This is a genomic window from Hyphomicrobium sp. DMF-1 (assembly GCF_027886585.1).
Taxonomy (GTDB): Bacteria; Pseudomonadota; Alphaproteobacteria; order Rhizobiales; family Hyphomicrobiaceae; genus Hyphomicrobium_C; species Hyphomicrobium_C zavarzinii.
Genome location: NZ_CP115706.1, coordinates 2,342,192 through 2,363,585 on the forward strand (window position 1 = coordinate 2,342,192; position 21,394 = coordinate 2,363,585).

The 21,394-nt window shown below is 65.0% G+C and carries 20 protein-coding genes; 8 read left to right on the forward strand and 12 right to left on the reverse strand.

Features of this window, described 5'->3' with window-relative positions:
* Positions 1-151 precede the first annotated feature (151 nt).
* Positions 152-1,051, forward strand: coding sequence for a cell envelope integrity EipB family protein (locus PE058_RS10745; protein WP_198011224.1), 900 nt, complete (start codon positions 152-154; stop codon positions 1,049-1,051).
* A 10-nt stretch (positions 1,052-1,061) separates the two neighbouring features.
* On the opposite strand, the gene PE058_RS10750 is transcribed toward PE058_RS10745, so the two are convergent.
* The gene (locus tag PE058_RS10750; protein ID WP_245257705.1) at positions 1,062-1,982 is read right to left on the reverse strand and encodes an ROK family protein; all 921 of its coding nucleotides are present in this window, start codon (positions 1,980-1,982) and stop codon (positions 1,062-1,064) included.
* A complete protein-coding gene (locus tag PE058_RS10755) occupies positions 1,975-2,280 on the reverse strand; it encodes a DUF3572 domain-containing protein (RefSeq protein ID WP_271030577.1) in 306 nt (101 codons plus the stop codon). Before PE058_RS10755 ends, PE058_RS10750 begins: the two co-directional genes overlap by 8 nt.
* Positions 2,281-2,465: 185 nt before the next feature.
* Between PE058_RS10755 and PE058_RS10760 the strand changes: the two genes are divergently transcribed.
* Both PE058_RS10760 and PE058_RS10765 read left to right on the forward strand, forming a co-directional pair.
* Positions 2,466-2,873 (forward strand): response regulator, encoded by a 408-nt coding sequence (locus PE058_RS10760; RefSeq protein ID WP_051113869.1) that lies wholly within the window; start codon positions 2,466-2,468, stop codon positions 2,871-2,873.
* Between the two features lie 47 nt (positions 2,874-2,920).
* Positions 2,921-4,291, forward strand: a complete 1,371-nt coding sequence (locus PE058_RS10765) for a PleD family two-component system response regulator (protein WP_020087300.1) — start codon at positions 2,921-2,923, stop codon at positions 4,289-4,291.
* A gap of 644 nt (positions 4,292-4,935) precedes the next feature.
* Here the strand turns inward: PE058_RS10765 and rpmG are convergent.
* The 7 genes from rpmG to PE058_RS10800 form a co-directional block, all read right to left on the reverse strand.
* Entirely contained in the window at positions 4,936-5,103 is a 168-nt protein-coding gene (gene rpmG / locus PE058_RS10770; RefSeq protein WP_020087301.1) for a 50S ribosomal protein L33, read from the reverse strand.
* Between the two features lie 92 nt (positions 5,104-5,195).
* Positions 5,196-5,915: an NUDIX hydrolase gene (locus PE058_RS10775; protein WP_020087302.1), complete on the reverse strand. Its 720-nt coding sequence runs from the start codon at positions 5,913-5,915 to the stop codon at positions 5,196-5,198.
* A 20-nt stretch (positions 5,916-5,935) separates the two neighbouring features.
* Positions 5,936-6,394 carry a DUF983 domain-containing protein gene (locus PE058_RS10780; protein WP_271030578.1) on the reverse strand — a complete coding sequence of 153 codons (459 nt, stop codon included), beginning with the start codon at positions 6,392-6,394 and terminating at the stop codon, positions 5,936-5,938.
* Positions 6,395-6,510: 116 nt separating this feature from the next.
* A complete protein-coding gene (rnr, locus tag PE058_RS10785; protein ID WP_020087304.1) occupies positions 6,511-8,826 on the reverse strand; it encodes a ribonuclease R in 2,316 nt (771 codons plus the stop codon).
* A 31-nt stretch (positions 8,827-8,857) separates the two neighbouring features.
* Positions 8,858-11,608: a type I DNA topoisomerase gene (gene topA / locus PE058_RS10790; protein ID WP_271030579.1), complete on the reverse strand. Its 2,751-nt coding sequence runs from the start codon at positions 11,606-11,608 to the stop codon at positions 8,858-8,860.
* Positions 11,609-11,862: 254 nt separating this feature from the next.
* The gene (locus PE058_RS10795; protein ID WP_020087306.1) at positions 11,863-12,126 is read right to left on the reverse strand and encodes a hypothetical protein; all 264 of its coding nucleotides are present in this window, start codon (positions 12,124-12,126) and stop codon (positions 11,863-11,865) included.
* Between the two features lie 171 nt (positions 12,127-12,297).
* A complete protein-coding gene (locus tag PE058_RS10800) occupies positions 12,298-13,011 on the reverse strand; it encodes an HAD-IA family hydrolase (protein WP_271030580.1) in 714 nt (237 codons plus the stop codon).
* A 143-nt stretch (positions 13,012-13,154) separates the two neighbouring features.
* On the opposite strand from PE058_RS10800, the gene rpiA reads away from it, so the two are divergent.
* The 3 genes from rpiA to PE058_RS10815 all read left to right on the forward strand — a co-directional run bounded on the left by rpiA (position 13,155) and on the right by PE058_RS10815 (position 16,335).
* Positions 13,155-13,883 carry a ribose-5-phosphate isomerase RpiA gene (rpiA, locus tag PE058_RS10805; protein WP_020087308.1) on the forward strand — a complete coding sequence of 243 codons (729 nt, stop codon included), beginning with the start codon at positions 13,155-13,157 and terminating at the stop codon, positions 13,881-13,883.
* Positions 13,884-13,987: 104 nt separating this feature from the next.
* Positions 13,988-15,355: a glutathione-disulfide reductase gene (gene gor, locus PE058_RS10810; RefSeq protein ID WP_271030581.1), complete on the forward strand. Its 1,368-nt coding sequence runs from the start codon at positions 13,988-13,990 to the stop codon at positions 15,353-15,355.
* A 224-nt stretch (positions 15,356-15,579) separates the two neighbouring features.
* On the forward strand, positions 15,580-16,335 hold the full coding sequence (locus PE058_RS10815) for an SDR family NAD(P)-dependent oxidoreductase (protein ID WP_020087951.1): 756 nt from the start codon (positions 15,580-15,582) through the stop codon (positions 16,333-16,335).
* 22 nt (positions 16,336-16,357) lie between these two features.
* Here the strand turns inward: PE058_RS10815 and PE058_RS10820 are convergent, their stop codons facing one another.
* Positions 16,358-16,558: a hypothetical protein gene (locus PE058_RS10820; RefSeq protein ID WP_020087950.1), complete on the reverse strand. Its 201-nt coding sequence runs from the start codon at positions 16,556-16,558 to the stop codon at positions 16,358-16,360.
* Between the two features lie 357 nt (positions 16,559-16,915).
* Here PE058_RS10820 and ypfJ point away from each other — a divergent pair, with 357 nt between their 5' ends.
* Positions 16,916-17,914 (forward strand): KPN_02809 family neutral zinc metallopeptidase, encoded by a 999-nt coding sequence (gene ypfJ / locus PE058_RS10825; protein WP_026868338.1) that lies wholly within the window; start codon positions 16,916-16,918, stop codon positions 17,912-17,914.
* A gap of 81 nt (positions 17,915-17,995) precedes the next feature.
* Here ypfJ and PE058_RS10830 read toward each other — a convergent pair whose 3' ends face one another.
* Positions 17,996-18,478: a cupin domain-containing protein gene (locus PE058_RS10830; protein WP_271030582.1), complete on the reverse strand. Its 483-nt coding sequence runs from the start codon at positions 18,476-18,478 to the stop codon at positions 17,996-17,998.
* Between the two features lie 190 nt (positions 18,479-18,668).
* A complete protein-coding gene (locus PE058_RS10835) occupies positions 18,669-19,598 on the reverse strand; it encodes an SPOR domain-containing protein (protein ID WP_271030583.1) in 930 nt (309 codons plus the stop codon).
* 406 nt (positions 19,599-20,004) lie between these two features.
* Here PE058_RS10835 and glmU point away from each other — a divergent pair, with 406 nt between their 5' ends.
* Positions 20,005-21,366 carry a bifunctional UDP-N-acetylglucosamine diphosphorylase/glucosamine-1-phosphate N-acetyltransferase GlmU gene (gene glmU / locus PE058_RS10840; protein ID WP_271030584.1) on the forward strand — a complete coding sequence of 454 codons (1,362 nt, stop codon included), beginning with the start codon at positions 20,005-20,007 and terminating at the stop codon, positions 21,364-21,366.
* Positions 21,367-21,394: the final 28 nt, after the last annotated feature.

Genomic DNA, 21,394 nt, shown 5'->3' on the forward strand with positions numbered 1-21,394 from the left:
GGTGCCGTTTTCGGGGGCACCGGCCGCAGAATGGTCAGGGTTCCTTGTTACCGCGTCGAACGGACTTTGCAACGGCCTGACAGTACCCTAGATTCCAGGGACTGAGGGCAGGGCGGCTCGCGCCGCCTTCGCGATGAACAGGATGAGCAGAATGCAGGATCGGACTCGAAGCCGGGCGGGCGGCGTCTTGAATGCGGCGTCGGCGCTGGGACTTATGGCGTTCGCGGTTTGGTCCGTGCCTGTAACGGGTGCCTATGCGCAGGCCGCGCTCAAGGAGGTCGTGTTCGCGCCCCATCGGGCTGTCTACGATCTGTCGCTCGACGGCGCGAAGTCCGGCTCCGGCGTGGCGGGCGTCACCGGGCGCATCGTCTATGAGCTCAGCGGCAATGCCTGCGAGGGCTATGCGCAGAGCATGCGGTTCGTGACGCAGACGCTCAATCAAGAAGGCGAGATGCAGACGACGGACCTCAGGACGTCGAGCTGGGAAGAGGTGCCGGCGCGCAAGCTGCGGTTCAGCACGAGCACCTATCAGAACGAGATGCCGGCGGAGCAGACGCAGGGCATGGCCAAGCGCGCGCAGCCGAACGGTCCCGCGACGGTGGAGCTAACGCGCCCCAACGAGCGCAAAGCCAATCTCAAGGGGAACATCTACTTCCCGATCCAGCATTCGATGGCGATCATCCAGGCGGCGCGGGCTGGGCGGACGATCCTTGCCGCGGACCTGTTCGACGGATCCGAGACCGGCGACAAGATCTATTCCACCTCGACCGCGATCGGCCGGCAGATCAAGCCGGGCACGGGGCCGGTGGTCTCGCTCGCGAAGGGCGTCGATGGTCTCGACCGCGTGCCGTCGTGGCCGATCTCGGTCAGCTATTTTGCATCCACGCAGGAGCCGGGCGATGCGGTGCCGCTCTACGAGATGTCGTACCGCTTCCACGAAAACGGCGTGACGGGCAGTCTGCGCATCAACCATGGCGATTTCGCCATTGCGGGCGAGCTCAAGGAGCTCACCTACTTCCCGCCGTCGCCCTGCAAGCATCCTGCGCCCTGAGGCACTCTTCTCACGTGTTCCATAGCCAGGCGGCGCCGCGCACGCCGCTGGCGTCTCCCCATTTGGGGGGACGGATGTCGAGGGCTACGACGTCGGAGAAGACGTAGGGCGCCGCGAGGCGGGGCAGCACCTCGTAGAGGTGCGGCAGCTTCGAGAGGCCGCCGCCGAGCACGATGATTTCCGGATCGATGACGTTGACGATGTGCGCGAGCCCGCGCGCGAGGCGGGAGGCGTGGCGGTCTAGGCTGGTCTGCGCGGCGGCCTCTCCCAGCTCGGCGCGCGAGACGATCTCGTGGCCCGACACCAGCTCGCCGGTCCGTCTCTTGTAGTCGGCCGAAAGGCCGGTCCCGGAGGCCCACATCTCCATGCAGCCCTTGCGGCCGCACCAGCATTCGGGGCCGGGATGCTCGTCCGGCTCGGACCAGGGAAGGGGATTGTGGCCCCATTCGCCGCCGATGCCGCGCGCTCCTTCCAGAACACGGCCGTCGATGACGATGCCTCCGCCGCATCCGGTGCCGACGATGACGCCGAAGACTGTTCGGGCGCCGGCTCCCGCGCCGTCGACGGCTTCCGAGAGCGCGAAGCAGTTGGCGTCGTTGGCCATTCGCACCTCGCGTTCGAGTGCGGCCTCCAGATCCTGACGCAAGGGGCGGCCGTTGAGCCAGGTGGAGTTGGCGTTGCGGACGAGACCGGTGGTGGGGGAGAGGGAGCCCGGCATGCCGATGCCGACGGTGGCGCGGGAGCCGGCCTGGGCCTCAAGGTGACGGACGACGTCTGTCAGCGCCGTCACCGTGTTCTGATAATCGCCCTGGGGCGCCAGGATACGGTAGCGGGTGATCTCCTCGCCATCGACGGCCAGCACGCGGCCCTCGATTTTGGTGCCTCCGAGATCGATGCCGATGCGGAGGCTCGGGATCACCGGGCTACTCACGGGCGGCCTCGATGCCGAGCGATTGCGCCAGCGCGGCGCGCGACGGCTCCACGCTCTCCGGTGCGATGCCTTTGGACGCTGTAAATACAAGAAGAAGGGATTCGTCTCCGAGCAGGTAGTCGAGCACTGCGAGCAGGGTCTCGGGGGCTCCTGCCGCGGCGCGGAGCTGGTCAGGGCCGATGCCGGTGAGGGCGAGGAAGCGGCCAAGCCGGGGGCCGTCCTCGGCGAGGAAGGAGAGGCCCGTCAGAGCCAGTGTCGAGGCGCTTTCGGCCGTCGGTTTCGAGCCCGTTTTTCTCATTCCTGCGCTTTCTCCCTTTTCTTTTATTTTCCGCTAGTTAGCGCACCATCGGTCTCTAGGCGCCATGTTTCAACAGTTGCTTAAGCTAACTCGGGCACACTGCTCTCCATATGGCCCGCAGAATCGGTGCAGTTAAAGGCGGGGCAAGGTGAAGACCTTCGACGATGACCTATCAGGAGACGAGAATGGCCGTCGAGGGCCAGACGCAGGGCGTTCGTCGTGCTGCGAAGACCGTGCTGATCGTGGAGGACAACGAGCTCAATATGAAGCTCTTCCACGACCTGCTCGACGCTTATGGATATCTCACCGTCCAAACCCGCAATGGGCTCGATGCTCTGACGCTCGCCCGGGTGCACCGGCCAGATCTTATTCTGATGGACATCCAGCTTCCGGAAGTCTCCGGGCTCGAGGTGACCAAATGGCTGAAGGAAGACGAGGAGCTGCGCGACATTCCCGTCGTTGCGGTGACGGCCTTTGCCATGAAGGGGGACGAGGAGCGCATTCGGTCCGGGGGATGTGAGGCTTACGTTTCGAAGCCGATTTCGGTCGCGGTGTTTCTCGATACGGTGCGGCGTTTCGTGGGGGATGCTTGATCCGCGCGTGGATTGCGGAACGGGCGTCGGTGTTTTGAGAGTTAGTCATGACTGCCAGAGTTCTTGTCGTCGACGACATATTGGCCAACATCAAACTTCTGCAGGCCAGGCTCGAAGCCGAGTACTTCGAGATCGTCACGGCAACGAACGGGCGCGACGCCCTCGAGATCTGTCAGCGTGAGCGCGTCGACGTGGTGCTGCTCGACGTGATGATGCCGGGCATGGACGGCTTCGAAGTCTGCCGCAGGCTCAAGGCGTCTCCGCAGACGCTGCACATTCCCGTGGTGATGGTGACGGCGCTGGACCAGGCGTCGGACCGGATTCAGGGCCTCGACAGCGGCGCCGACGATTTTCTGACAAAGCCGGTGGACGACATCGCGCTCGTTACACGCGTCAAGAGTCTCGCGCGGCTCAAGATGCTGAACGACGAGATGCTGATGCGCGTGACGACGAGCCGGCAGATGGGGCTCGCGGACGAGGACACGCTGGGGCGCATCCTGGCCGACCGGCCGGGGCGCGTGCTGGTGGTGGACGACCATCCCCGCTCGTCTCAGCGCGTGATGTCTGCGCTCGCCAAGGCGCATGATGCCTACATCGAGACGGATCCGCAGGCGGCGCTTCTGCATCTTGCCGATCAGCCGTTCGACCTTCTCGTGGTGGCGCTCAATCTCGAGCATTCGGATGGGCTGAGGCTCTGCTCGCAGGTTCGCTCCCTGGACCGCACGCGCCATCTTCCGATCCTGATCATGGTCGATCCCGGCGACGAGGCGCGTCTGCTGCGCGGCCTGGACATGGGCGTGAACGACTACCTGATGCGGCCGGTGGACCGCCACGAGCTTTTGGCGCGGGTGAAGACGCAGATCCGTCGCAAGCGCTTCTCGGACTACCTGAGAAACCAGATCCGCGAGAGCGTGGAGCTCTCTATCACCGATCCGCTCACGGGGCTCCACAACAGGCGCTACATGGAGCGCCATCTGAAGACGCTGATTACGGATGCGAAACGCACCGGCCGCTCGCTCTCGGTGCTGATCGCCGACATCGATCACTTCAAGAACGTCAACGATACCTATGGCCACGATGCCGGCGACCTGGTGCTAAAGGAATTCTCTGAGCGCTTCCGCCGCTATACCCGCGGCGTGGACATGGCGTGCCGGCTCGGCGGAGAAGAATTTCTGATCATCATGCCCGACACCGACAAGATCCTTGCCCGTCAAGTGGGGGAGAGGGTGCGTGAGTGTGTCGCAGTCCAGCCCTTCCAAATTGGGCAAGATCGCGAAATCTGGGTCACCGCAAGCGTCGGGCTTGCAACCTGGGAGGGAGACGGGGATACCCCCGAAGCGCTCTTCAAACGGGCAGACAATGCTCTTTATGCTGCCAAAAGGCAGGGGCGCAATCAGGTCGTCGCGGATGCGGCGTGAGAGCCGTAGGCGACAACCCTTTTAAAGAATTTCAGAAAACTGGATTGCTGCATAAGCGAGCAATGTTCAATGCTGCTGTGCGCATAAATGCAGTCCACGGACTATAATCCGCTATCTCGATCAGCCTTCGGGGGAATTAACTCCGAATCGGATTGTGGCCGTGGTTGCCACGCAATGGTCAAGCTCTAAACTTGCAATCGCCGATCTGTTCTGCCAGACTTATATTTAGTGGAGGGAGATCACACAATATTGGTCTTGATACCGATTGGCGCGAGTTTGCGTTTTGCCGATCGTTCAAGCCCAACGGTTCCCGCAGCCCATTGGGTCCGCCGCATCTCCTGATGGAGCGGGAAATTGTAGTGGGGTCCGCGACGGCTTGGAGTCACCTCCTCAGTTACACCGTTTCTGGGTCCACTACGACACCAGGTGGTAAGTCAACGCCCTCTTTGACGCCATCTGGTCACTAGGCCAGGGTCCGTGGCTATCTCGGAATGCTTACCCCGCTGCCGAGCGGTTACGGACCCTGGTTGAGGGCCTTTTCCGAAATCAGATCTGTCAAAGCCTGCTGGCATCCCGTGCGCTGATCGGGGGCCGGGCCATCGTGCGTCTGGCCTTTGCGCCGCTCGAAGGCGAGCGGCGGCGCATTACTTGATCTTCGTCTCTTTGAACTCGACGTGCTTGCGAACGACGGGGTCGTAGCGCTTGAAAACGAGCTTCTCGGTGGACGTGCGCGGGTTCTTTTTCGTCACGTAGAAGAAGCCGGTTCCCGCCGTGGAGAGCAGCTTGATCTTCTGGGTAATCTGCTTAGCCATTGGCCTAGAGACCTCGAAGTGGAATAACTCTTAAATTCGGATTGGGCACCATACTGACCGCGCCTTGAGTGTCAAGCTGTAGAATGGGCGCGTTAGATAATCTTGCGTTCAAGGCGGCCGTGGCGCTCCACATAGAACGGAACACCGTTCTTTTGACGATGTTTTCCATGCATGTTTACGAGTGTCGCGATGTCCTCCATCACATGGCGCGTGATGGACGGGAGATCGAGCGTTTTCGCGCGTTCGATGGTGTACCAATCGATGTCGAGCAACTCGCCGTCGACACGCTCGGCGCGATGGGCGACCTCCGAGGCATCGACGATGAAGAAGCGCGTGTCATAACGGCGCGGGCGCCCGGGCGGGGTGATGGCCCGTGCAAAGAACGCAAGCCTGTCGAGACGCGGCCGGAAGCCTGCCGCCAGGAAATCGCTCCAGCCGCCCTCAGGGTCCTGCGGGACTGCGCCTGCGGCCTCTCCAACAACGATGCCCGTCTCCTCGAACGTCTCGCGAATGGCTGCAAGTGCGAGGGCGGCGGCGCGCGTGTCCGTGGGGCGTCCACGCATGGCGATTTTCAAGCGCTCCGTCTCGCTCGGTGCGAGTGCGTGGTGACGCGCGAATGCGCGGTCGGCTGCCTCCACGCGTCCGCCTGGGAACACGAAGGTGTTGGGCAGGAACACCTGATCGGGCCTGCGCCGTCCCATCAGGATGCGAGGGGAGGACGTTGTGCGATCGACGATGACGAGGGTGGCGGCGTCTCGCGGCCTCTGATGCGCGCGCGATGTATCGCCGGTGTCGCGCCCGGGCTTCGGCATGCCGTTTCGTCTCGGGCCGGTCATTGCCGCTCGGGATCGGGCAGAGGCTCGACCTCGTCGGCGTGGCCGCCAAAGCCGTGCATGCGAAGCGCCCATTGCAGGCCGACGAGCGCGCCTTTGACACGCGGGAGCAGAAGCAGGCTCATGATGATGATCGTCGGCAGCCAGATGACGAGGTGCACCCAGCTCGGCGGTGCGTAAGTCTGCTCGAGCGCCAGCACGCCGCCCACCACCACGTGTCCGACGACGACCATGGTGAAGTACGGCGGCGCGTCATCTGCGCGCTGATGGTGCAATTCCTCGCCGCATACGGGGCAGACATCCGAGACCTTGAGGTATTTGTGGAACAGCGCGCCTTCTCCGCAGGCAGGGCATTTCTGTGCGAAGCCGCGCATCATGGCGGTGGTGACGGAACGGGGCTCGGCGCTCTCTGCCGGGCGTGCGCCGGGCTGCGGGGAGGCGGTGTCGAATTCGATCATGGTACGTCTTCCTGGGGGCGGAGGCGGGATCCCCGGCAGGGCTCGGTGACCTCTCGCTGCTCACTCTAAGCGGGCCTATGCTCGCTCTCAACGTGGCATTGTCTCTCTTATCCGCCTCATCTGCGCCGCTGGCGAGGGCGCTTGCGGAATTTGTGGGCGCCCTTGAGGTGGCTGAGCGTGCCTTTCTTACCCGGCGTCAACATCTCGAAACGCAGAGCGCCGGCGGTGGGCACGGCCTCTACGAGGCGCACCGTCACCTCGTCGCCGAGCTGATAGGTCTCGTTGCTGCGGCTGCCGACGAGGGCGTGGGCTTCCTCAACGTGGTTGTAGAAGTCCTGTCCCAGCGTCGAGACCGGCACGAAGCCGTCGGCGCCCGTCTCCTTCAGCTTGACGAAGAGACCCGAGCGCGTGACGCCCGCGATGCGTCCTTCGAACGTCGCGTTGATGCGCTCGGCCAGGTGAGAGGCGATCAGGCGGTCGACGGTCTCGCGTTCCGCGGCCATGGCGCGCCGCTCGGCGTCGGAGATCTCCTTGGCGGTATCGGCGAGGCGCGTGATCTCCTGGTCATCGAGGCCATCCGGGCCAAGCTTCAGCGCGCGGATCAAGGCGCGGTGCACGATGAGATCGGCGTAACGGCGGATTGGCGAGGTGAAGTGGGCGTATTTCGCTAGGTTCAATCCGAAGTGGCCGATGTTCTGCGGCGTGTATTCGGCCTGTGCTTGAGAGCGGAGGACGACCTCGTTCACGAGCTCCGGCACGGGTAGCGACTTGGCTTGCGCGAGGATCTTGTTGAACGCCTCAGGCTTGAGGACGTTGCTGGCGGGCAGCCTCATGTCGAGCGTTTCGAGGAAATCGCGCAGGCTCTTGAGCTTCTCCTTCGAGGGCACGTCGTGCGTGCGATAGACGAGCGGGGTCTTCATCTGCTCGAGCGTCTCGGCGGCCGCGACGTTCGCCTGGATCATGAACTCCTCGATCAGGCGGTGGGCATCGAGGCGTTCGGGTACGACGACGCGGGCCACACGGCCTTCCTGATCGAGAAGGATCTTGCGCTCCGGAAGATCGAGGTCGAGCGGCTGGCGCTGGTCTCGGGCGCGGGCGAGCGCGCCGTAGGCTTCCCACAACGGCGCGAGCGCGCGCTCCATGAGAGGTGCGCATTTCTCGCTGACGCGTCCGTCGATGGCAGCCTGGGCTTCCTGGTAGCTGAGCTTGGCCGCACTCTTCATCACCGCGCGCAGGAATTCGTGGCGGCGCTTCTGGCCGTGCGCGTTGAAGATCATGCGGACGGCGAGGCAGGGCCGGTCTTCGCCTTCGCGCAGCGAGCAGAGATTGTTCGAGATGCGCTCTGGCAGCATGGGCACGACGCGGTCGGGAAAGTAGACCGAATTGCCGCGAAGCTGGGCTTCCTTGTCGAGGCGGGTTCCGGGGCGGACGTAGTGCGCGACGTCGGCGATGGCGACGATGACGACGAAGCCGCCGCGGTTGCGCGGATCGGCATCGGGCTCGGCGTAAACGGCGTCGTCGTGGTCACGCGCATCGACGGGGTCGATGGTGAGGAGGGGCAGTGAGCGCAGGTCCGTGCGGTCGTCTGCCGAGAACGGCTCCAGCGCTTCGCTCTCCGCCATGACGGGGGCGGGGAAATCGTCTGGCAAGCCGTGGGCGTGGACGGCGATCAGGCTGATCTTGCGCTGGTCGTGCGGGTTGCCCAGGCTTTCGAGCACGCGCGCTTCGGAAACGGACTGGCGGTTGCGCGCCGAAAGATCGAAGCGGACGAGGTCGCCGTCCTTCGCGTTGCCGTCGTTGCCCTGGCGCACCTGCCAGGCGCGCAGCTCGCGGCGGTCCACGGGCTCGATGGTGCCGCCGCCGCGCGCATGGGTGCGATAGATGCCGAGCATGCGGCGTTTGTCGCGCGGGAGAACCTTGATGGGCTCGGCCTCGTATTTGAGGCCTTCGACATCGGGCTCGGCGAGCTCCGTCACGCGAGCAAGAATGCGGTCGCCGACGCCGATGATGGCGTCGCGCTCCTCGGCGCGTGCGCGATGGGTGAGGACGAGCACGGCGGGGGCTTCGCCGTCGGCCGCATTCCAGACGGCCGGGCGCGCGATGAGATCGCCGTCGCTGTCGCGGCCCGTCACTTCGAGCACGGTGACGGGAGGAAGCTTGCCGACCTCGCGCAGCTCCTTGCGGGTGCCCGAGAGCAAGCCTTCGGCTGCCATTTCGGAGAGCAGGCGCTTCAAGCCGATGCGCGCCTCGCCCTTGATGTTGAAGGCGCGGGTGATCTCACGTTTGCCCGCAGTGCTGTCGCTTTCGCGCAGAAACTGAAGGATCTCCTCGCGCGAGGGCAAACCCTCGTCGCGCTGCCGCCTTACGGGCTCTCTGCGAAACCCTTTGCCACCTTTCGGCATCGAGCGTCGCGTGGGCGGCTTGCGTGCCATGACTGACCTTATGCGGAGATCTTCGTCGCCATCAGCTTTCGGTGGAGGCCTTCGAGGCGGCTTTCTTCTTGGCGGCTGGCTTGGCTTTGGCGGCGGTTGAGGACTTGGGCTTTGCAGCCTTGGCCTTGGCGGGCTTCTTCTCGCCCTCCGCTTCGGCGTCGGCCGCGGCTGTCTTTGAAGACTTCGCCTTGCCAGCTGCCTTCCTCGCAGGCTTCTTGCCGCCGCCCTTGGCGATGCGCTCCTGCAAGAGGCGGATCGCGTCGTCGATCGTGAGGGTTGCGGGATCGGTGCCCTTGGGCACGGTGGCGTTGACCTTGTCGTGGCTGACGTAGGGGCCGTACTTGCCTTCCAGCACCTGGATCTTGCCGCCGCCGCCGGGATGCTCTCCGAGATCCTTCAAGACGGTCTTGGCTGCCGCGCGACCGAAGCGATTGCCCTTGCCCGCGCGCTTCTCCGCAATCAGCGTGACCGCGCGGTTCAAGCCGATGGTGAAGACATCCTCGATGCTGTCGACGTTGGCATAGGTGCCGTCGTGCTGCACGAAGGGGCCGTAACGGCCGAGGCCGGCGAGGATCGGCGTGCCGGTCTCCGGATGGATGCCCACCTCGCGCGGCAGAGAGAGAAGCTGCATGGCCTTCTCGAAATCGATGGTGGCCGCATCGATGCCGCGCGGGATCGAGGAGCGCTTCGGCTTCTCGTCGCCTTCGGCTTCGCCGAGCTGGAGATAGGGCCCGAACCGGCCGGATTTGACGAGCACGGGGAGCCCGGTCTCGGGATCGAAGCCAAGCTCGCGGTCACCCGTAGCGCCCGAGGCATCGCCCGTGAGCTGGCGGGTGTATTTGCAGTCGGGATAGTTGCCGCAGCCGATGAAAGCGCCGGACTTGCCCGAGATCTTGAGCGACAGGCGGCCGGTGCCGCACTTGGGGCAGGCGCGCGGATCGGATCCGTCCTCCTTGGCGGGGAAGATGTGCGGCCCGAGCATCTCGTTCAGCGCTTCGAGCACATCGCCGACGCGCAGGTCCTTGATGCCGTCGATGGCGCTGGTGAAATCGCGCCAGAAATCGCGCAGCACCTCTTTGTACTCCATCTCTCCGGAGGAGATGAGATCGAGCTTCTCCTCGAGCGCGGCGGTGAAATCGAACTCCACATACTTGCGGAAGAAGCTTTCGAGGAAGGCGATGACGAGGCGGCCCTTGTCCTCGGGGATGAGGCGCTTCTTGTCGATGCGGACGTAGTCGCGCTCCTGCAGCACGGCGAGCGTGGAGGCGTAGGTAGAGGGGCGCCCGATGCCGAGCTCCTCCATCTTCTTGACGAGGGTGGCTTCCGAGTAGCGCGGCGGGGGCTGCGTGAAGTGCTGCTCGGCCTCGATCGCGCGGTCGGTGACGCGGTCACCTTCGCGGAGCTGGGGCAGGCGGCGGCTGGTATCCTCCTCCTCGGAGGTATCTTCCTTGCCCTTGTTGAGGGTCATGACGCGATCGTCACGGCCTTCGTCGTAGACCTTGAGGAAGCCGTCGAACTGAATGACGGAGCCCGTTGCGCGCAGCGTGTACGTCTTGCCGTCGCGGCCCTTGATCTCGATATCGGCGGTTGTCTGCTTGAACTCCGCCGAGGCCATCTGGCTCGCGACGGCGCGTTTCCAGACAAGCTCGTAGAGGCGAGCCTGGTCCTTGTCGAGGTAGCGCGCGACATCGGACGGCTTGCGCGTCACGTCGGTGGGGCGGATAGCCTCGTGCGCTTCCTGCGCGTTCTTCGCCTTGGTCTTGTACTCGCGGACGAAGGGAGCGACGTACTTCTGCGAGTATTCGCGCGCCACGAGACCGCGGATGGCGTTGATCGCCTCCGGCACGATGGTGACGCCGTCGGTTCGCATATAGGTGATGAGGCCGACCGTCTCGCCGCCGACGTCGACGCCTTCGTAGAGGCGCTGGGCGACCTGCATGGTCTGCTTCGCGGAGAAGCCGAGCTTGCGAGAGGCATCCATCTGCAGCGTGGAGGTCGCGAACGGCGCATAGGGGTTGCGCTTGACGTCCTTGCTCTCGACGGAGACAACGCGGAACTCGCCCTTCTCGATGGCGCGCTTGATGGCGAACGCGGTCGCCTCGTCCTTGATGCCGAGCTTCTTCAGCGTTTCGCCGCCGATCGCGTTCAAGCGAGCCGGAAACTCCTCGCCCTTCGCAGTGGCCAGGGTGGCCTCAATGGTCCAGTATTCGTCGGTCTTGAAGGCCTCGATCTCGGCCTCGCGGTCACAGACCAGGCGCAGCGCCACGGATTGCACGCGGCCGGCAGAGCGCGCGCCCGGCAGCTTGCGCCAGAGCACAGGAGAGAGCGTGAAGCCCACGAGATAGTCGAGGGCGCGGCGGGCGAGGTAGGCGTCCACCAGAGGCTCGTCGATCTGGCGCGGTTCGGCGAGTGCGGCGAGGATCGCCTGCTTGGTGACTGCGTTGAAAGCCACGCGCTCGATCTCGAGACCCTTCTTGAGGGCTTTCTTCTGGCCGAGGATCTCCAGCAGGTGCCAGGAGATGGCCTCGCCCTCGCGATCAGGGTCGGTGGCGAGAATCAGTTTGTCGGCGTTTTTGACCGCGTCTGCGATCTCGCGGATGATTTTCTGGGAGCCGCCGTCGATCTCCCAGGTCATCTCGAAGTCCTTGTCGGGGACCACGGAGCCGTCCTTCGACGGCAGGTCGCGGACGTGACCGAAGGACGCCAGCACCTTGTAGTTGCTGCCTAAATATTTGTTGATCGTTTTGGCCTTGGCGGCCGATTCCACGATAACGACGTTCATAATATTGCGGGCCTTGACCGTTCCGGCGCCTGGGATTTCCCGCCGCGCTCCACTTTAAATTGTCCGACGCGGTGCGCTGCGCGGGACGGTTCCATGCTTCAAACTCGGGCCGGGAACATGGGAGAGGATCGGCCCGCTGTCAAACGGCCTACCGTCTCAGAGCCTTTCCAAAGCCCTAATATAAAGAGAGCGGCACAGGGGCCGCTCTCCCGAAATCATTGGATATTTTCGCTCCGGCGATGGCGCCCGGAGGATTATTTTCCGATCGCGCCTTCGATCTCCGTGGCGACGGCGGCGGCCTCGGTGAACTGGCTCTGCTCGCAATGGCCTTCGAGCTTGGTCAGCAGATCCTCGATCTTGGCCAGCTTGTCCTCCGGGAGCTTCTTTTGCTCGGCGGATTCGGCCAGGTCGATGGCACGCTTCAGGCACTCGTCCGAGTCCTTCGGCGCATCGGCCGCGAACGACGCAGTGGCGAGGGCCGCGGAGATCGCAAGAGCGGCAGTCAGTGATTTCAGCATATGACGTATCCTTTGTCCTTGTGACCTGTCGCAGGTCTCGAACGCGGCCGTATGGCGCCGGCGCATTCTAACGTGTTGAGTTGTCTCGTTGTCCCTGACAGCCCGGCGTTGTGCCGCCAGGCCAGCCCCTGACCGCCTCCTCGACGGCAAACGTCCTAGGCGTGCCATCTGTTAAATTTGTGGCTTTGCAGCTCCGGCCGCGGCTCCCGCGGAAAAATTGGCGAGGAGCGCGCGGACGGCGGGTTCCAACTCGCCATAGCCCGTGATGATGGCGTCCGGCGCGAGGGTATCCATCGGCGCATCCGAATAGCCGAAGGTGCAGCCAATGACCGGCACGATGGCGGCGCGGGCGGCTGCGATGTCGATGCTGGTGTCGCCCACCATGACCGCGTTCCTCACGTCACCGCCCGCCATGCGCACGGCGCCGGTCAGGTGATCGGGGTGGGGCTTGTAGACCGGGAAGCTGTCTCGCCCTGCGATGGCGGCGAAGAGGCCATCGATGCGCAGCTCCCGCAGCAGGCGCTCGGCGAGCGCGAGGCGCTTGTTGGTGCAGATGGCCAGGCGGGCGCCTTCTCCCTTCAAGCGCTCGAGCACCTCCACGGCGCCTTCGAAGGGGCGGCTCTCGCGGGCGATGTTCGGCTCGTAGTAATCGAGAAAGAGCGCCAGGAGGCGGTCCAGCTCGGCGTCCGGCAGCGTGAGGCCGGTCTGCTGCAGCCCCTCCACAATCATGCGGCGGGCGCCGAACCCGATGGCGTGACGCAGCGTTTCGGCAGGGATGGGAGGCAGATCGAGGTCGGCGAGGGCGTGGTTGGTGGCGGCGACCAGATCGGGCGCCGTATCGACGAGCGTTCCGTCCAGGTCGAAAACGAGGGTCGCATTTTGCATGGTCCTCGTTTATGCGCTTAAGATAGGGCTCGCAAGGCGCACATCCGCCGCATTCTTCCGTCTGAGCCTCTTCCGGCCGTTCTTCAAGCTTGCCCTCGCGCTGATCGGCTGGCAGACAAAGGTATTTTCGGAAGGACAACGGAATGTCGTCGGTCGATACCTACAAGCTGGACGCAGCGCGCCGGGCGCTGAGCTTCGTGGAGCCCAGGATGCGGCTCGGCCTGGGTACGGGCTCGACGGCTTCACTGTTCGTAGAGCTGCTGGGCGCGGAGGTTCAGAAGGGACTTTCCGTCATCTGCGTGCCGACCTCGGAGGAGACGCGGATCAAGGCCGCGCGCTTCGGCATTCCCCTGACGACGCTCGACGAGACGCCGCTGCTCGATCTCACGATCGATGGGGCGGACGAGCTCGACGGCGAGCTGCGGCTGATCAAGGGCGGGGGCGGCGCACTGCTGCGTGAGAAGATCGTCGCCACGGCGTCCGACCGCATGATCGTGATCGCGGATTCTTCGAAGCGCGTGGAAAAGCTCGGAGCATTCCCGCTTCCGGTCGAGGTGGTCCGCTTCGGTGTGACGGCCACGCGCAACATGATCGAGATGCTGGCCGCAGACGCGGGCTGCCATGGCGAGATCAGGCTTCGTCTGGGTGCGGATGGACAGCCGTTCGTGACGGACGGCGGCAACTACATCTTCGACTGCGCCTTCGGGCGTCTCGACGATCCCGAATCCCTCGACGAGGCCTTGAAGTTCATTCCGGGCGTGGTGGAGAACGGCTTGTTCCTCGGCATTGCCGATGCGGCCATCATCGGCGGTCCCGACGGGGTCGCGGTGATCGAGGCCAGCTACGGGGAGAGCCACGAAGAGGCGGTCTGATCCCGGTCTTGGCCGGCGCTGCGGCGGCCGGGCAGGTTGCGCGGGTGGCGCAGTTCAGTCAGGTTTACGCCGACTTACGGACCCATGAGCCCGAGCCTTAAAACATGACAGCGACGGACTATGATCTCTTCGTCATCGGTGGCGGATCCGGTGGCGTTCGCGCGGCGCGCATCGCGGCCGGCTATGGAGCGAAGGTCGCGATCGCGGAGGAGGACCGCTACGGGGGCACGTGCGTCATCCGCGGGTGCGTGCCGAAGAAGCTGCTCGTCTATGCGTCGCGCTACGGCGACGAGTTCGAGGATGCGCGCGGCTTTGGGTGGACGAGCGGGCCTGCGACGTTCGACTGGCGGACGCTGATCGCCAATAAGGATCGCGAGATCGCCCGTCTGGAGCAGATCTACGAAAGCAATCTCAAGGCCAAGGGCGTGGTGACGCTCAAGACGCGCGCGGAGCTGATTGGCCCCGGTGCGGTGAAGCTTTCCGACGGGCAGCGGATCACGGCGCGGACCATCCTGATCGCGACCGGCGGGCGGCCGAGCCGTTACGGCGATATTCCGGGCGCCAATCACATCATCACCTCGAACGAGGTGTTCGAGCTGGAGGATCTGCCGAAGCGCATCGTGGTGTGCGGCGGCGGTTATATTGCGGTCGAGTTCGCCTCGATTTTCGCCGGGCTCGGCGTGGAGACGACGCTGGTTCATCGCCGGGACAAGGTGCTGCGCGGCTTCGACGAGGATCTGCGGGACGGCCTGATGGAAGCGCTCGCGGGGCGTGGGATCAGGCTCCTGATGAATGAAGCGCTGACAGGTGTTGCGCGCGATGGCGCGGCCTACCACGTGGCGCTCAGAGGCGGGGGCTCGCTGGAGACGGATCTCGTCCTCTCCGCGATCGGCCGCGAGCCGGCGACGAAGGGCCTAGGGCTCGACTCGGCGGGCGTGCGCACGGGTGCCAAGGGCGAGATCATCGTCGACAGCTTCTCGCAGACGACGGTGCCGGGCATCTTCGCGGTGGGCGACGTAACGGACCGGGCTAACCTTACGCCGGTCGCCATTCGCGAGGGACATGCCTTCGCCGACACCGTATTCGGCAAGCGCCCCGTCCAGGTCGATCACACGCTCATTCCGACGGCTGTGTTCACGACGCCCGAGCTGGCGACGGTCGGGCTTTCGGAGGAGGCCGCGCGTGCGCTCGGGCACGAACTCGATCTCTACAAGTCGCGCTTCCGGCCGATGCGCAACACGATCTCGGGGCGCAACGAGCGCATGTTGATGAAGCTCGTGGTCGACCGGGTGACGGACCGCGTACTCGGCTGCCACGTGCTGGGGCCGGATGCGGCGGAGATCGTGCAGATGGCGGCGGTGGCGCTGCAGCTCGGGGCGCGGAAATCGGACTTCGACGCGACGATCGCGCTGCATCCGTCTGCTGGCGAGGAGCTGGTTACCCTGCGCGAGAAGTGGGCGCCGCCCGCCTGAAGGATTCAGCAAACGATACGATTTAATTCCGGCCCGCTCAGGGCTGTTGCATAGTTCCGGGGACCAGCAATAAGTGGCAGACGGAACTCGGCGGAGTACTTGGGAAACCGGTCTCCCGCGCGCCTGACGTCGTCCCGCAGCCGTGCTTCGCAGGGCCGGCCGGGATCCTGACATCTCTGTTGCATCGCGCTCTCGTATTCTCATCCACGAAGGTTTGAAGGCATATGGATCGACTGAAAGACAAGGTCGCGGTGGTGACGGGGGCAGGGGCCGGCATCGGCCGTGCGATCGCGAGCCTGTTTGCGGCCGAGGGTGCGCACGTGTTCGTGACGGATCTCAACGGAGAGAGTGCCGCCCAGGTTGCCGAGGGACTGCGAGGGCAGGGGCTTCAGGCCACGGCGATGACGGTTGACGTCTCGCGCGGGCAGGACGTGACGGCATTGTTCCGCGAGGTGGAGCGCGCCTTCGGGCGGGCGGACGTGGTCGTCAACAACGCCGGCCTCAACGTGCGCAGCGACTTCCGGCATCTCTCGGATGCGGACTGGGTGAAGATCCGGGAAGTGAACCTGGACGGCGTGGTGCGGATCGCGCGGGACGCGTTCGGCTTGCTCAAGGCTTCCGGCGACGGTTCGCTGATCAACGTGTCGTCGATCATGGGGCAGCGCGGGTTGCGACAGCTCGCGGGCTATTCCGCAACTAAGGGCGCCGTGACGGCGCTGACGAAGGCGCTGGCGGTCGAGTACGCGCCCTACAATATCCGCGTGAACTCGGTGGCGCCGGGCTACATCGACACGGCTCTGACCGAGCGCTTCCTCAAGAATCCGCTCGTCAGCAAGGCGCTGCTCGATAAGACGCCGCTCAGGCGTTTCGGGACGGCCGAGGAAATCGCGCGGGCGACGCTGTTCTTCGCGAGCGCGGATTCTGCCTACGTAACGGGTGCCGAGCTGGCCGTGGATGGCGGCATGACGGCGGGGCTCTAAGCTTCCCCGGCCTCGCCGCGCCTCATGCGTGCGCGTCGCGGCCCAAGATCTTGAGGGGCGGGGCGGCGTTCAGCCGCGCAAGCTTGATCGGATGGCGCTGGGCCTTGACGGCGATCGCAGCCGTCTCCTTGCGGCCTTCGCCGCTGGGCTTGGGCGCGATGGGCTTCCTCGACGGCTTGGCGCGGAACGGCGGGAACGGACGCAGCAAAATCGCCTCCATCATCAGGGTTTGCGGTGCGGGCGGGATACCCCTCGGGGGCCGCCCGATGTAGCACTCGCGTTTCGAGATCGACAATCGGCGAGGATGCCTCGCCCACAGACATCTCTGTCCGAAAAGGAATAGCAATCGTCATGCCAGGGTGGTGTGACGGAAAAATGCGTGGCAGGTCAGGCCGGTGCGCCGGCATGTTGCGCCGCATCGCCTGAGCGGGGCGCCGGCGCGTTCAAAGTTTCGGCGCGCTCTGCCTATATCATCGGCATTCTTGCGCCCGGAAAATCGCGATCCGGTCCAAACGACTGGCTCTTGTCCTCGCTCAAGAGCTATGGTCTGAAAACGAACGAAGCGAAGACAGGTGCCTTCATGCGCTACGAAGATGACGACCGCCAGAGCAGCAACGTAGATGACCGGCGCGGTCAGGGCGGCGGCGGGTTCCGTTTCCCGGGAGGTGGCGGCGGGCGCGGTATCCAGATCCCGATCGGCGGCCGTGGCGGCATGAGCATCACGTCGCTGCTGATCCTCGGCGCGATCATGCTGTTCTTCGGCATCAACCCGCTGGACGTGCTGCTGGGCGGTGGTCAGGGCATTCCCGACATCTCGAATATGCCTCAGCAGCAGCAGGCGCCGCGCCGCACGGCGGAGCGCAACAATCCCTTCGAGATCCCCGGGCTGCCCGGCGCTGAGCCCGCCGGACAGGAGAAGCCGGTTCCTAAGGCCACCGACGAGATGAAGGTGTTCATCTCGCGTGTGCTCGCCGATACGGAGGACGTTTGGAACCAGGTGTTTCAGAGCTTCGGGCGCAAGTACAAGGAGCCGCAGCTCGTGCTGTTCAGCGGCGGCACGCAGACGGCGTGCGGCACCGGCGTTTCGGCCATGGGGCCGTTCTATTGCCCGCTCGATCAGAAGGTCTACGTGGACCTCGTTTTCTATGACGAGCTGAAGCGCCGCTTCAACGCGCCGGGTGATTTCGCGCAGGCTTACGTGATCGCGCACGAGGTCGGCCATCATGTGCAGACCCTGCTCGGCATCTCGGATCAGGTGCAGCGGGCGAAGTCTCGCGTGAGCGAGCGGGAAGGCAACCGCATCCAGGTGATGATGGAGCTGCAGGCCGATTGCCTGGCGGGCGTGTGGGCCAATCTCAACGATCAGCTCAAGAACCGGCTCGAAAGCGGCGACATCGACGAGGCGCTCAACGCGGCGAGCCAGATCGGCGACGACATGATCCAGAAGCGCACGCAGGGCCGCATCGTGCCGGATGCGTTCACGCACGGCACCTCGGCGCAGAGGCAGGCGTGGTTCAAGCGCGGGTTCCAGTCCGGCGAGATGAAGGCGTGCGACACCTTCAAGGCGGACGATCTCTAGGTTTCGCCAAGACGCAGATCCTTCCCCGGTCATAGTGGAGCGATGCTCCGCAGGGGCCGGGAGAGGAATGCCGCGCGCAGGTCAGTCTTTCTCGCGATCGTAATAGTCGACCGTGTTCTCGGCGCGGAAGATCTTGCGCAGGCCGCGCTCGCCGCGATTGCCGGTCACGATCGAAACCTTCTGTGAATCCGGGTATTCGCACGCTTCGACGTCGACGAGGTTCGAGAGTGCCAGATAGCGCATCGTCGTCGCGCCCGTGTTGATGATCTGATGCGCCACCTCAGGTCCTCCCGGCGGGCACGCGATGACGTCGTGCTTGCGGATCGGATAGCGCCTGTCTCCGAAGCGCAGCTCGCCTTCGCCTTCGAGGATCAGAAACATTTCCTCTTCGCCGTGATGGCAATGGAAAGGGCACTGGACCTTCCCCGGCGGCAGGACGGTCAGATTGTACCCCAGTTTCTTCGCGCCGATGTGATCGCTGATCTGGCCGCGGCTCGACGTGTAGATGCCGTTTTCTTCGACATCGTCGAATTCGACCTCGTCGAGGTTCATGATGGGCTTCATGTGTGCTGCTCCTCAGACCGGTTGGTGTCACGCGGTTCTGGCGTGCAGACATGGCGGTTGTTTGCCGGCGCGTGCCTTGTGGCGCGCGAAGCCGTCGCCAAAACGGCGTCTCCCCGCGCTCGTGGCGGAGCTGAGCTTCGCCATGAGCCGGGGAGGACGTGTGGTCGCGTCGTGTCGCTCGTGCCGTGGGCTAGAGCGCGTCGCCGGTGAAGCGGCCGACGGAGCAGGGCGTCGCCTTGAGGGCCAGCTCCTGGCAGAGCCTGCGCGCCTCGTCCACCGAGGCGACCGGGCCGACAACCAGATCGTAGGTCTGCTCGGCGCCGGAAGAGTCGGTGGTGTAACGCGGCTCGAGGGCGCGGAGGGTGTCGCCGTGGCGCTCGTTGAGCAGGGTCCAGCTCAGACGCAGGCTGTCGACCGAGGGGCCGGTCGCGATCTGCACGCCGATAAGGGGCTTCGCTGGCGGCGCCGTCTGCGAGGGCGGAACGGCAATGGTGGTGGTGACGGTCGGCGGGCCAAACGTGATGGCGCCGGCTGCGGGCTGGGCGACGCTGCCGGTCTCTAGGCCCGGCGCGGCCTTGTTGGCGGCCGCCTTCTTCGCGGCTTCCTTCTCAGCCGCTTTCTCAGCCGCTTTCTGGGCGGGAGTGGCTGCGGCCGTCTGGGCCGGCTCGGCCTTGGTCTTGGCGCCCTTGGCCTGCGCGGCTGCCGTCTTGGCGTTGGCATCCTTGGCGGCAATGCGCTGCGGGTCCGCCTGATCGGCCGCTTCCAGCGCCGCCATGCGGGTGGCGAGATCACGGGCCGCATCGGTCTGGCCCGAGACCTGGGCGCGCAGCTCGATCAGCTCGTTGCGGAAGAGATCGATCGTCTCGCGGAGCGTATGCACCTCCGCCACAGCCTCGCCGATGGCCTTCTGGGAAGCTTCAGTCTCTGCCGCGGCCGTCTTCGTGCCGGCGGCGCCCAGATAGCGGGCGACGAGGGCGGGCTGCGTGGCGAGAAGACCGAGATAGATGAGCGACAGGGTGGCGAGACCCGCCCAAATCAGGACGTAGGGGGTGAAAGTGCGGCTCCTGGCGGGCGGGGCGCTCGACGGCGAACTCGGCTGCGGGAGGCTTTTTTCCGTCATGATCTGTTTTCCGGACCCTACTGTGTTGGAGGCTTTCCAGCGCCGCCGCCAAATGAAACCGGCCTTTCGATCAGGCCTTCCGAACACCGGGCGACGCGGCCTCTTGCATGAGAATGTTGGTGTCTGAGTCGGGCCCGGAGGGTCAACGTAACGGGGTGATGCAACTGTGGACGATTTGGGGAAAAGCCAGCAGGCCCGGGAGGGGTGTCCGGGGTGCATCAGTCCGGCGGCTGATTTGCGATCCGGCGTGGGGAGCGATAGCGTGCTGCCCGATTCTCGCGTGCTGCGGCCGGTCCCGGTTCCCAAAGGACCGTAGAATGGTCGCAAGCTCTTCAATTGGCCGTGCTTTTCTGCGGGGAACCGGGTTCCGGTCCTCCGGCGGCCCTCAAGCGTCCAGGGTTTCTCCATGAGCAGATCGCTGCTTACCGTCATACTTGCCGCCGGCAAGGGAACGCGCATGCGCTCGAACCTGCCGAAGGTTCTACATCGCATCGCGGGCCGATCGATGCTGGGGCACGTGCTCGCACGCGCCAAGAGCGTCGGCGGGGACAAGCTCGCGGTGGTGGTGGGCCCCGGCATGGACGCGGTGCGCAAGGAGGCGACGGCGGCGGTTCCGGATGCGGCTGTCTACGTGCAGGAGAACCAGGCGGGGACGGCGGATGCCGTGCTGGCCGCGCGCGAAGCCATCGCGGCGCATAAAGGCGACCTGCTGGTTCTGTTCGCGGATACGCCGCTTATCACGAAGGAAACCCTGGAGGCGCTCATCGGAGAGCTGGACCGGGGTGCGGCGGTGGCGGTGCTCGGCTTCTATGCGCGCGATCCCGGCAGCTATGGGCGGTTGCTCACGTCGGTAGACGGCACGCTGCTCGCGATCCGTGAAGCCAAGGACGCGAGCCCGGCCGAGCGCGAGGTCAAGCTCTGCAACTCCGGCGTGATGGCATTCCGGCTCGATCTGCCGATCGCTGTGCTCGACAAAATCGGCAACGCCAACGCGAAGGGCGAGTTCTATCTCACGGATGCGATCGAGATCGTGCGCAGCCAGGGCGGCCGCGCGGGCGTGGTCGTGTGCGAGGAGGACGAGGTGCTCGGCGTCAACGCGCGCCGGGAACTCGCTCAGGCGGAAGCGATCTGGCAGCGCCGCGCACGGGAGCAGGCCATGGACGAAGGCGTGACGCTGATCTCGCCCGAGACGGTGTGGTTCTCGTTCGATACCGCGCTGGCGCGTGACGTGGTGGTCGAGCCCAACGTGTTCTTCGGCCCGGGCGTGACGGTGGACGAGGGCGCCGAGATCAAGGCCAACTCCTACCTCGAAGGCGCGCGTGTGGGCGCGGGCGCGCGGGTCGGCCCCTACGCGCGGCTCCGGCAGGGCGCGGTTCTGGGACGAGACGTGCACATCGGAAATTTTGTCGAGGTGAAGAACGTGGCGCTTGGCGACGGGGCCAAGGCCAACCACCTCTCCTACCTGGGCGACGGCTCGGTGGGGGCGAAGGCGAACATCGGCGCCGGTACGATTTTCTGCAATTACGACGGCTTCTTCAAAAGCAAGACCGAGATCGGGGAGGGGGCGTTCGTCGGCTCCAACTCCTCGCTCGTCGCGCCGGTCAAGATCGGCGCGGGGGCCTACATCGGATCGGGCAGCGTGATCACCAAGAACGTGGAAGCGGATGCGCTGGCGCTGGAGCGCAGCTCCCAGGAGGAACGTCCTGGGTGGGCTGCCAAATTTCGCATCATGATGGCGCGCCGGAAGGCGCAGGCGAGTGGGAAATAAGTCGCGTTAAGAATCGACATATTGTTTG

Coding starts and splice junctions, on each gene's coding strand:
- PE058_RS10795 (WP_020087306.1), bottom strand. CDS start 12,126: ATGCTGAAATCACTGACTGCCGCTCTTGCGATCTCCGCGGCCCTCGCC.
- rpmG (WP_020087301.1), bottom strand. CDS start 5,103: ATGGCTAAGCAGATTACCCAGAAGATCAAGCTGCTCTCCACGGCGGGA.
- glmU (WP_271030584.1), top strand. CDS start 20,005: ATGAGCAGATCGCTGCTTACCGTCATACTTGCCGCCGGCAAGGGAACG.
- PE058_RS10775 (WP_020087302.1), bottom strand. CDS start 5,915: ATGCCGAAGCCCGGGCGCGACACCGGCGATACATCGCGCGCGCATCAG.
- PE058_RS10760 (WP_051113869.1), top strand. CDS start 2,466: ATGGCCGTCGAGGGCCAGACGCAGGGCGTTCGTCGTGCTGCGAAGACC.
- PE058_RS10745 (WP_198011224.1), top strand. CDS start 152: ATGCAGGATCGGACTCGAAGCCGGGCGGGCGGCGTCTTGAATGCGGCG.
- PE058_RS10800 (WP_271030580.1), bottom strand. CDS start 13,011: ATGCAAAATGCGACCCTCGTTTTCGACCTGGACGGAACGCTCGTCGAT.
- rnr (WP_020087304.1), bottom strand. CDS start 8,826: ATGGCACGCAAGCCGCCCACGCGACGCTCGATGCCGAAAGGTGGCAAA.
- PE058_RS10780 (WP_271030578.1), bottom strand. CDS start 6,394: ATGATCGAATTCGACACCGCCTCCCCGCAGCCCGGCGCACGCCCGGCA.
- PE058_RS10755 (WP_271030577.1), bottom strand. CDS start 2,280: ATGAGAAAAACGGGCTCGAAACCGACGGCCGAAAGCGCCTCGACACTG.
- gor (WP_271030581.1), top strand. CDS start 13,988: ATGACAGCGACGGACTATGATCTCTTCGTCATCGGTGGCGGATCCGGT.
- PE058_RS10765 (WP_020087300.1), top strand. CDS start 2,921: ATGACTGCCAGAGTTCTTGTCGTCGACGACATATTGGCCAACATCAAA.
- PE058_RS10815 (WP_020087951.1), top strand. CDS start 15,580: ATGGATCGACTGAAAGACAAGGTCGCGGTGGTGACGGGGGCAGGGGCC.
- topA (WP_271030579.1), bottom strand. CDS start 11,608: ATGAACGTCGTTATCGTGGAATCGGCCGCCAAGGCCAAAACGATCAAC.
- ypfJ (WP_026868338.1), top strand. CDS start 16,916: ATGCGCTACGAAGATGACGACCGCCAGAGCAGCAACGTAGATGACCGG.
- PE058_RS10835 (WP_271030583.1), bottom strand. CDS start 19,598: ATGACGGAAAAAAGCCTCCCGCAGCCGAGTTCGCCGTCGAGCGCCCCG.
- rpiA (WP_020087308.1), top strand. CDS start 13,155: ATGTCGTCGGTCGATACCTACAAGCTGGACGCAGCGCGCCGGGCGCTG.
- PE058_RS10820 (WP_020087950.1), bottom strand. CDS start 16,558: ATGATGGAGGCGATTTTGCTGCGTCCGTTCCCGCCGTTCCGCGCCAAG.
- PE058_RS10830 (WP_271030582.1), bottom strand. CDS start 18,478: ATGAAGCCCATCATGAACCTCGACGAGGTCGAATTCGACGATGTCGAA.